Here is a 10697-nt window from a genome sequence, read left to right as displayed (position 1 = left end):
TTTTGAATGGTGAATTCTTTCTGAAAAATATCGTCTTGATAATGGGCAATAACACTTGTTCTTTTACTAATATCAATGCCAAAATAATTCATCTAACAACCTCCTTATTTTAATTGAGAAGCTCCAAGCTTAATTAACCTTTCTCATTTCACTTTCCTATACACGACTTCAAGAGCCCTACATACTACAACCGAATTTCAAAAGGTGAGAGTTAAGCTGACTAGTTTATCTTACGGATTTGAAACCCAATAGACTCTTCAGTCTACTTCTCTCTACAACTATAAAAAATAGCTGTGAAAAAATCTATCGTCATAGATTTCTTCACAGCTAATCTTAGTATGTTTATCTTGTTTGGTTAGTCTTGATAAATACAAGGTCCTCCAACATTGCTTGTCGCACCTCACTTGCAATATTCAGACCTCCAACATTGCTAGTCACACCTCACTTGCAATGTTCAGCACTATATTTCTGAAAATATGAAAAAGAGTCTAGAACATTTCTGTCCCAAACTCTTATTTTTATAATAAATGTTTTCTTATAACTTGCTCGATAATAGTAGGTATTTCTTCAAACGCACTTTTCATATTGATGCGTTCTGTTACTTGATGAGCATCTTTACCGATAGGTCCAATATTAATAACTGGTGCACTTATTTCTTGTATATCTTTAAATGGTATAAAGTATGATTGATTAAACACAGGTGTTTGCTCAATATAGCTTTCAAATCCTAAATCGTCTTGTCTATATTTGGCATAACTCAGATCGCTAATACCATTAAAGAAATATTGCCTTTTTGACACTCTATCAAACTGTTTTAAAGATGTCTCACTAACAGTTTGGACGATTTCATCAATAAATGGATCTTCAGAAGAGTGCGCAGCAGGGTAATAAGGTGGTGCAAAAAATGTCACAACACTTGGTCCTAAACCTTTTAACATATGCATAAATCGATCTGTTATTTCTATAGATTGTGCTCTTTCATCAGGAATTTCATGAACAATTTGTTCAATGATTTGATTAATTTTACTTTCACCATACTCTTTTATTGCAAGTGCTTTTAATTCTTTGAAAGATAAGATATTAATTGATAACTTTTTATCAAAGCCCTCGGATTTTAATGTTTCTTGGTATGCTTTTTCACAATTGTGAATGGCATCTTTAACGACATCATTAAAAATTTTAAAAGCTTGTTCTGCATTTCTGTTAAATAAGAATACATTATATAATGAAACAGTTCTAAATGGTGTTTGAACATCATAATGATCTTTAATATCTCTACTCATGAGAGAGACAGGAAGTGGCGTCGTTTCATCTTTATATGTTTCCTTAAACAAAGTACAGTATTCCATTTTGCTATTAATAAAGCTTTGTATGTAGTTCGAACTAATACCATTCAATGGTTGTCCAACATGAGTTTCTTTACCATAGCATAATACTGAAGGCATGATTTTGCCTATTGTACCTGAATAAACATAATGATTTGGGTCATTCTCTGCTTGTGAAAAAGTAGGTTCACTGTTTAAATGTAAAGCTATATCTAAATGGTCTTCTTTACGAATTTGATTGAGCTTTTGAACGGCAGCATGCATACCTTTAGATTCAACTTCTTCATCAGGTACTGAAACAACGATTATGCTAATATCCCATGATTCATGTATTGCTTTTTCTATCAGAGACATATGTATCATAAGACCTGGTTTCATATCCATTGAACCACGTCCGAATAAATAATTGTGCGTTTGGATATCTTTTTTAGCATCAGGCGTTAAGTATTTCATATCTTGTCGAAATTTCTCTGTAATTTTATCCATATCAAAAGCATCATCTTTATATTCGCTATAATCATCGATACCTACCGTATCAAAATGACTTATACAAACGAGCGTTTTTTTAGATTGTGGTGCTTTGTAATATGCAAGAACTGCATGACGACCATCCCCAGTCGGTTGCAGCATAACTTGATGAGCATTACGCTTAAAATAATCTAACTTTAAGTATTGATCTCTTAAAAAGTAAGGAAAAGTCTTTTCTCCTTCTGAATGTGTTATAGATTGATGTCTGACTAAACTTTTAAGTAAATGACTTCTATCTTCAAACGTTTGCCATAATAAATCCATTGTGTTCTAGCCCCTTTAAAATAGTTCTTGAATCATTCTTTCTAATCTATTCAGTCCTTCTTCAAGTGCATCTATATTGTAAGCATATGAAATTCTAATATAGCCTTTGCCAATATGGGTGAAAGCTGAACCAGGTACAATCGCGACATGGTAATCTTCAAGTGCTTTCATACAGAATTCATAATCATCCATTCCGAAATGTGAAATTTGTGGAAAAATATAAAATGCACCTTGAGGTTTTTCATTTAATTTAAAGCCGATTTCAATTAATCGCTTGTATACATAATCTCTACGTTCTATATATGCTTTATTCATTTCTTTAGGTGAATCAATTGCATTTGTTAATGCTTCAATTGCAGCATATTGGCTCGGTACATTCGCACAAATACAATTATAGGCATGTACAAATGTTAATTGTTTCATAACATATTGTGGTCCTAATAAAAAGCCAATTCTAAGGCCAGTCATTGAATGAGATTTACTCAAGCCACCTAGTAAAATACATTGATCTTTGATTGCGTCATATGAAGCGAAAGATGTATGCGTTTGATTAAATGTATTCTCAGCATAAATCTCATCGCTGACTACATAAATAGGGTAATCTTTAAATACATCAACAAGTGCTTCTACTTCTTGTTTATTCAACGTAATACCAGTAGGGTTATTAGGATAATTTAGCAAGATAGCTTTTGTCTTATCAGTAATATGAGATTTAACTAATTCAGGCGTTATTTTAAGGCCAGTTTGGGTAGTATCTATGTATATAGGCTTAGCACCTAACAGTTCGATAAGGGGGACATACCCAGCATATACTGGTGAAGGAATTAATACTTCATCGCCATGTTCAAGAATTCCTCTTAAAGTTGTGTCTAATGCTTCGCTTGCACCATTAGTGATGAGGATTTCATCTGTTTCAAATGAAGCATTGAAGCGATTTTTATAATATTGTGCAACGATTTTTCGCAATTCTGGTAAACCAGCATTATGAGAATAAGATGTAAAGTTATGATCAATTGCATCTTTCATTGCATCTTTAACACTTGTTGGTACAGGAAAATCGGGTTGACCAACTGTTAAGTTAATCACATCATCAATTTCAGGTATACGGTTAGATATCGCTCTAATACCAGACACTTGAAGTTGAGATGCAAATTTATTTAATGGTAATTGCATTTTTTTCACCTCTTCAAAACGATAGTTTAATTATAACTTTAAAAAGCATACAAATAAATGAATATAGCAAAAATTTAGAAAACGTATTACAATAAGGGAAACATTACAATAATAGGGGATGTTTATATGGTGAATTTAGCTAATATGAATCAACGATTAAAGTTACTATTATCTTTAAATATTTTTGATTGGTTACCACATCCAACGTTTGTATTGATACAAAATAATGAAGAACAATGGATGGTTTCATTTGAAGAAGATTCAATACATATTTGTAGAGCGGAAGCTCAATTACCACATTTTCATCGATATTATTTCGGGCAAGATAATCGGCTTATTAAGAATGCGCAATTTCATATTAAATTTAAAGTGAAAGAAGAACTATCGTTAGACGAAAGAAAATTTGTTTCTGATTTTATGCAACCAACGTCTAAAAAAGAGAATCCAATATTATTTATTCAGTCAGATACACCGTATACGCAAGAGTGGGTAGATTATTTAACATACTTATTAAGTGCGAGCTATGAAGTATTAGAAAATCTTTATAATAACAATCATGAGTTAGCGCCCATTACACATAAACATGTACAAATACCAGCCTATTTATTAAATAGTGAAGATAAATTTATCGGAACGATATCGTATGCAACATTAATTAGATAAACAAAAAAGCCAATCCTTAAGTTATGTACTCAAAGGATTGGCTTTTCTATATTTATTTTTTCTTTTTTGGTGGCTTTTTAATGTTAACAACAGGATTTGCGTAATGTCTTACAAGATCGCTACTAAAGAAGTAAACAATAGCAATTGTTATAAGAATGATTGCAACCCAAACATAAGGTTGGTCTAATAACATTTGATCCCATTCTTTTGAACGGAATAGACCTACGAAAAGTCCGTGTAGTAAATAAATAAACATTGTTCTTGAACCAATATAAGTTAATGGTAATTTACGTTCTGGTATTAAGTTTAAGAAACTAAATGTTGAAACGAAAATGACAACATATATGAATAATCTTTTTAATGCACTATAAACGTCTACATCGCCTTCAAGTGCAGAGTAAGGTTTGCTACCAAATAACCATTCAAAGTTATAATCAGTTAGTAAATAAGCAATGAAAATAACAATTAAACTAATGGAAGATAACCAAATATGCTTTTTATTTCTTAAAATAAATGATTGTTCTTTATTGATGTAATAGCCTAATAGGAAAATTGGGAAGAATACAAATGTTCTTGATAGACTAAGTTTTGCATTAATAAAGTCAAAATAACCGACAACTAAACCTAATAATATTGCTACTGTAAATGTGATATATGGATTGAAGTTTCTCACAAAGTGCAAAATAATATGCCATGAGAATAAACTTACTAAGAACCACATTGCCCATTGTGGATCGAAGGGACTAATATTTAATGTATCGTCTCTATCAATATAGTAGTAATATAAACCATAAAATAATTGGAATATTAAATAGGGTAGTAACAGTTTGATAGTAATTTTTTTTATGTAACCTGGTTTTCCTACGCCTTTAGCAAAGAATCCTGATATCAGTACGAATGCTGGCATATGGAAACTATAAATAAACATATATAGTGCTTTGAAAATATGACTTTCATTAACATAAGATCTTGTTAAATGACCGAATACAACTAGCACAATTAAGAAAAATCGTGCGTTATCAAAATAATGGTCTCTTTCTTTTTCGTTTGCCATGAAAAGTGCTCTCCTAAAACGATAATCTACAATTTGCTTGAAATGTAGATTATAAATTAAATTTTTCAAAAGTACAAATAATTTTATTTCGTTAACACTATAAAATCAAACCAATGCCTTATTAAAGGCATTGGTTTTTACTTTAATATTATGCTTTATATTGGTCGACATCGTAATATTGACCGTCTGTTTGAATCTGTTGATAGAAGTCGCTAATTCGTTTTGCATTAGACTTAGCGAAGTCTATGCCTGTTGCATATTGATGAACCCCTGGATTTTGTGGATTAAATCTCATTTTATAAAGTGTGTTTTGTCCTGATTTAATGTAATTATTAGCTATAAATTGAGCACCACCTAGGATTGCTTTTTCAGGTGTGTTCCATCCTGCTTGTTGAGCATATTTAATTCCGCCGTATAATGCATTTTTATCAATAGCGCCAACACCAAACATATTATAATATTTTGTTTGTGCATTTAAATCAACATTACCATTTTGGTCAATTGCTCCACCGTTAGCTAAATCACTTGTACCGTTACCAGTTTCTAATAATGCATGTGAAATTAAATAAATTTCATTAATACCTACTGCTTTTGCAGCTTGGCTAAAGGCACTACCTTGATTTTCAAGAATTCCTTTTCCACGTAACAAGTCATTTAGTTTAGTTACTGAAATATTTTGAGATTTGTTTAAGTCTAAAAATTGATATTTTTGAACTGGATCGTTTACATACTTACTTGTATCCATTGCATCTTTAACTTCAGCTCTCGTAGCATTTCTAATACCACTTGCTAATACTTTTTTAGGTTCAGTACCATTTCTTAATGCCATTTGAATATCAACAGCTTGATCTAACGTGTATGGGCTAGTTGAAATATTTGTTGATTCTGTAGCGAGTTGTAAATACTTAGCATTAATCCATACAGTTTTACCATTTAATAAACCTTTATACCATAATTCATTACCAACTTTTTGAGATGTAATCACTTTAAAGTATGAATATTGGTAGTTTTGTAATGAACCAAGTAATGTCTTTTTAGATACTGAAGGTTCACTATAGAAATATCCACTGTTATCAAAAATTAAGTAATTTTGATAGTTCTCTTTTAAGACAATAGGTTGATTGTTAACAGCACTTGATTTTATAGCATTAGTCTTTTTAGGTTGAGCGACAGTTGGTTTATTAACAACTTTTGGTTGTGTTGTTACTTTTTGCAATTGAATGTCTTTAGCGTTTACCCATCCTAATGGAATAGCATTATTATCTTGAAGTAGATAATATGTTTGATTGTTATAAGTTGATTGTTTACCAATCTTGAATGTTTTTCCTGCTTTGTTGATTGCAGGTACAGTTTTTTGATCATATACAGAAGTATATACACCAGAAATATTTTTATTAACTTTACCTAAATAGTTAACACGAACTGTTTTAGCAACTGCGTTTGCCTTTGTTGTCTTAGAAGCAACAGGTTTAGAAGTTGCTTTAGGTTTCGCTGTATTAGAAGCAACAGGTTTAGAAGTTGCTTTAGGTTTCACTGCGTTAGAAGCAACAGGTTTAGAAGTTGCTTTAGGTTTCGCTGTATTAGAAGCAACAGGTTTCGGAGTTGCTTTAGGTTTCGCTGTGTTAGAAACAACAGGTTTCGGAGTTGCTTTAGGTTTCACAGTGTTAGAAGCAACAGGTTTCGGAGTTGCTTTAGGTTTCGCTGTGTTAGAAGCAACAGGTTTCGGAGTTGCTTTAGTATTATTTTGCAGTTGAATATCACTAGATTTCACCCAACCTAAAGGTGTACCGTTATTATCTTGTAATAAATAATATACTTGGTTGTTATAGTTAGATTGTTTACCGATATTAAATGTTTTACCAACTTTGTTAGCAGCTGATTTTGTTTTAGTATCATAAACTGAACTATAGACACCTGATGCATTTGTATTAACTTTACCTTTATAGTTAACAACTACTGTTTTAGCAAGACTCGCTACAGGCGTAGAAGTCTTAGGTTTAGACGTTACAGGTGTAGTCGTTTTAGGCTTAGAAACTACAGGCGTAGAAGTCTTAGGTTTAGACGTTACAGGTGTAGTCGTTTTAGGTTTAGAAACTACAGGAGTAGTAGTTTTAGGTTTAGACACTACAGGAGTAGTAGGTTGAGTTGCGCTACCTGTTTTATATAAATATTTTTCACGCACTAAATCTACAAGCTCATTAAAAGTATAATTATTTTCTGCAAACCAACCATATGGATCACTATGATCCGTGCCACCTAGATATCTTGAAACGGCATCATGAGACCATAAAGTACCAGTACCATCATTTTCAGCACTATCAAATGGTAAGCCATAATATGATAAGTTAGTTGCGATATAATCTGCATAATTGTTAATAGAGCGAGCAAAACGATCTCCACCATATACACGAACTAATTCAACATGTATAAATCGTTCATTTGCGACACCACCAGCACCCCAAGCTAAGTAATCAGTTGGCGCAACTTCAATAATATTATTATCATCTACAAAGGCATGTACAAAAGCACTTTCGTAGTTGTTTTTCATATATGCAATTTCACCTTGAATTGTTGAATTAGGATTTGCAGTTTCATGTGCAATAATTCCTTCAGGTTTACCAACACCATTACGATATGGAATTTTAGGAATATGACTTGAAAAATCTTCAACATATGTCGGCACTGCATAATTATTATTTCTAATTTGACTATTTATTGATGAACTTACTGTAGGACTATAAGAACTAGTAGTAGCTACTGCTTTTTTAACAACAGGCGCACTACTTACAGATCTAAATGCAAAAGTGCTAACTCGTGGTTGAACACTAGCAGTTTCTAATTGAACTTTGTCGTTTTGAGTACTAGTAGCCGCTTCAGTATTTTGAGCATCATTAGTAGAAATAGGTTGAACTGTGTCTTCAGAAACTTCTTCGTTGTTTGTAACTTCAGTATTATCTTCAGTAGACGTTACATTAGTGTTTTGCTCTTCTTCGTTAGAAGTAGGTTGAACTGTGTCTTCAGAAACCTCTTCGTTATTCGTAACTTCAGAGTTATCTTCAGAAGAAGCTACATCAGATTTTTGCTCTTCTTCGTTAGAAGTAGTTTGAGTAATATCTTCAGAAATCTCTTCGTTGTTCGTAACATCAGAGTTATCTTCAGTAGGAGCTACATCAGAATTTTGCTCTTCTTCATTAGAAGTAGGTTGAACTGAGTCATCAGAAACGTCTTCGTTGTTTGTAACTTCAGTATTATCTTCAGAAGAAGCTACTTCAGTGTCTTGCTCATCTTCGTTAGAAGTAGGTTGAACTGAGTCATCAGCAACTTCTTGGTTGTTTATAACTTCAGTATTATCTTCAGTAGAAGCTACTTCAGAATTTTGCTCATCTTCGTTAGAAGTAGGTTGAACTGAGTCATCAGCAACTTCTTGGTTGTTTGTAACTTCAGTATTATCTTCAGTCGAAGCTACATCAGAATTTTGCTCTTCTTCGTTAGAAGTAGTTTGTGCTGAGTCATCCGAAACCTCTTCGTTCTTTGTAACTTCAGTATTATTTTCAGTAGTAGCTACATTAGTGTTTTGATCTACTTGGTTAGAATTAGATTGAGCTGAGTCATCCGAAACCTCTTCGTTATTCGTAACTTCAGAGTTATCTTCATCAGAAGCTACTTTTGTGTCTTGATTTTCTTCATTAGAAGTAGGTTGAACTGAGTCATCAGCAACTTCTTGGTTGTTTGTAACTTCAGAGTTATCTTCAGTAGGAGCAACTTCAGTGTCTTGCTCATCTTCGTTAGAAGTAGGTTGTACTGTTGCATCAGCTGTATTTTCCACTTCTTGTTTTGGTTCATCAATGATAGAAGGATCTTTATATTCTTTCGTACCTGAAACGTTTAAAGATTGGCTTTTTAATTCTTTTTGTTCATCTTGAATTTGACTAGCATTATCATGTTGTTCAATGATGTTTTTATTTTCTTTGTTTGTTGTTTGTTCTTCTGCATTAACTTGATGTGATACGAGCGTAGTACCTGCTAGAGTCATTGCTACAAGTGCGGGGGTTTTGTAATAGAATTTTTTATCCATAAACAATCTCCTTTTGTATAGGTATTTATTTATAAACAGTATAAGGCTTTTTAATATTAAAAGATGAACTTTTTATGAAATGTAATGTAACTTTAATATTTGAGATATTAATAATTTAATTAAAAAGTTAATTTCATAAAATAGTGAGGAATGTTTTCTTCTAAAAATTCTTCGCCTTCAGTTTTATAACCTAATTTTTCATAGAATCCTTTAGCGTGAGATTGTCCATTAAGTACAGTACCTTTATATCCATCTTCACTAGCTTTTTGATTAATAAAATTCATTACATCTTTGCCGTAACCAAATTTTCTATAAGGTTTTAAAACAGCAACTCTTTCTACTTTCGCATATCCATCTTTATAATTTCTAAAACGACCAACCGCAGCTGGTTTATCATCGTGATATAGAACAACATGCTTAGAAACATTTTCAAATTCATCTATCTCTGCATCTATAGAAACACCTTGTTCCTCAACGAAGACAGTTTTTCTAATATTTAATCCATCTTGTATATCTTTTTCGCTTTCCGCTATTTTAATCATCGTGATACCTCCATAGTTTTGATTCAATTTATTATACATTATGATTATTCTAATTGATGTAGTAAATAAAAAATCTCAATAAATATTTGGTAAAAAGAACTTGTATATATCAAGATTGCCCAAACAAGATAAATAGAAGCGCTGTATATATCAAGACTGACTAAACAAGATAAATAGTGGCGCAGTATTTATCAAGACTGACTAAACAAGATAAATATGAATCTCTAATATTGCAAGAGGGACGTGACTAGCAACATTGCGAGTCTGAATATTGCAAGTGGAGCATGACTAGCAACATTGGAGGCGTGAATATTGCAAGTGGAGCATGACTAGCAACATTGGAGGCGTGAATATTGCAAGACAAGGCTGACTAGCAACATAGAGGATCTGAATATTGCAAGACAAGGCTGACTAGCAACATAGAAGCCCCGTATGTTGCAAGACACACAAAACAAGCAACATAGAAGCCCCGTATATTGCAAGACACTCCAAACAAGCAACATTCACACTATATTTTCACAATAATTCCCATCTTATTTCTGTCCACACAAAAAAGCTGAACCACTTTATATGGTTCAACTTTTATTTTATATCGTTTGTACTGCTTGTCTTCTAACGATTGCGGTATATTGCCAGAATAATCTTAATTGGTGAATGCTCCAATTTGTCATACCCATTGTATATCCGCTCGGTGTGAATATTTGAATTTGGCTAGTTTCTAGTGCTGCTGCTACTAAATATTGTAAATGAACACTTAATGATTTCATTTCTTCTGTTAAGCCTGTTTCAGTATATACCCATGAAAAAGGTAGGGGGTTATCAAAGATATTGATAACATTAAATATTTCTGGGATGGCAATGATGTAACAAGCGCCATCTACAATTGGATCGTTGTTTGCTTGATTATAATATAGTAATAACGCTTCATAATTTTCATGATGTTCGTGATTAACATAGTATAAATTTTGTCTGAAGTGAGACAAATCTCCAGAATGAATGATTTGATTTTCAAGAGCATCAAACATTGTATTGATTTGTTCATATTTTTCATATGTTTTACGTTGAATCATAAT

General features: G+C 32.3%; 7 protein-coding genes. 1 reads left to right on the top strand and 6 read right to left on the bottom strand.

Annotated elements, in window-relative coordinates; translation table 11 throughout:
• Nucleotides 1-518 precede the first annotated feature (518 nt).
• Nucleotides 519-2117: a M20/M25/M40 family metallo-hydrolase gene (locus tag LQ693_RS03840; protein WP_107565982.1), complete on the bottom strand. Its 1599-nt coding sequence runs from the start codon at nt 2115-2117 to the stop codon at nt 519-521.
• Between the two features lie 15 nt (nt 2118-2132).
• A complete protein-coding gene (locus LQ693_RS03835; protein WP_107573101.1) occupies nt 2133-3290 on the bottom strand; it encodes an aminotransferase class I/II-fold pyridoxal phosphate-dependent enzyme in 1158 nt (385 codons plus the stop codon).
• A 126-nt stretch (nt 3291-3416) separates the two neighbouring features.
• Between LQ693_RS03835 and LQ693_RS03830 the strand changes: the two genes are divergently transcribed.
• On the top strand, nt 3417-3953 hold the full coding sequence (locus LQ693_RS03830) for a hypothetical protein (RefSeq protein WP_107565984.1): 537 nt from the start codon (nt 3417-3419) through the stop codon (nt 3951-3953).
• A gap of 52 nt (nt 3954-4005) precedes the next feature.
• Here the strand turns inward: LQ693_RS03830 and LQ693_RS03825 are convergent, their stop codons facing one another.
• From LQ693_RS03825 to LQ693_RS03810, 4 genes are all read right to left on the bottom strand, one after another.
• Complete coding sequence (locus LQ693_RS03825; protein ID WP_107565985.1) at nt 4006-5007, bottom strand: acyltransferase family protein; 1002 nt, start codon at nt 5005-5007, stop codon at nt 4006-4008.
• 148 nt (nt 5008-5155) lie between these two features.
• Complete coding sequence (locus LQ693_RS13670) at nt 5156-9082, bottom strand: glucosaminidase domain-containing protein (protein ID WP_275584170.1); 3927 nt, start codon at nt 9080-9082, stop codon at nt 5156-5158.
• A 119-nt stretch (nt 9083-9201) separates the two neighbouring features.
• A complete protein-coding gene (locus LQ693_RS03815) occupies nt 9202-9624 on the bottom strand; it encodes a GNAT family N-acetyltransferase (RefSeq protein ID WP_103361173.1) in 423 nt (140 codons plus the stop codon).
• A 587-nt stretch (nt 9625-10211) separates the two neighbouring features.
• Nucleotides 10212-10691, bottom strand: coding sequence for a DUF2538 family protein (locus tag LQ693_RS03810; protein WP_025905460.1), 480 nt, complete (start codon nt 10689-10691; stop codon nt 10212-10214).
• Nucleotides 10692-10697: the final 6 nt, after the last annotated feature.

Source organism: Mammaliicoccus sp. B-M6, from assembly GCF_022386965.1.
Lineage (GTDB): Bacteria > Bacillota > Bacilli > Staphylococcales > Staphylococcaceae > Mammaliicoccus > Mammaliicoccus sciuri_A.
This window is presented reverse-complemented; position numbering and strand designations above follow the sequence as displayed.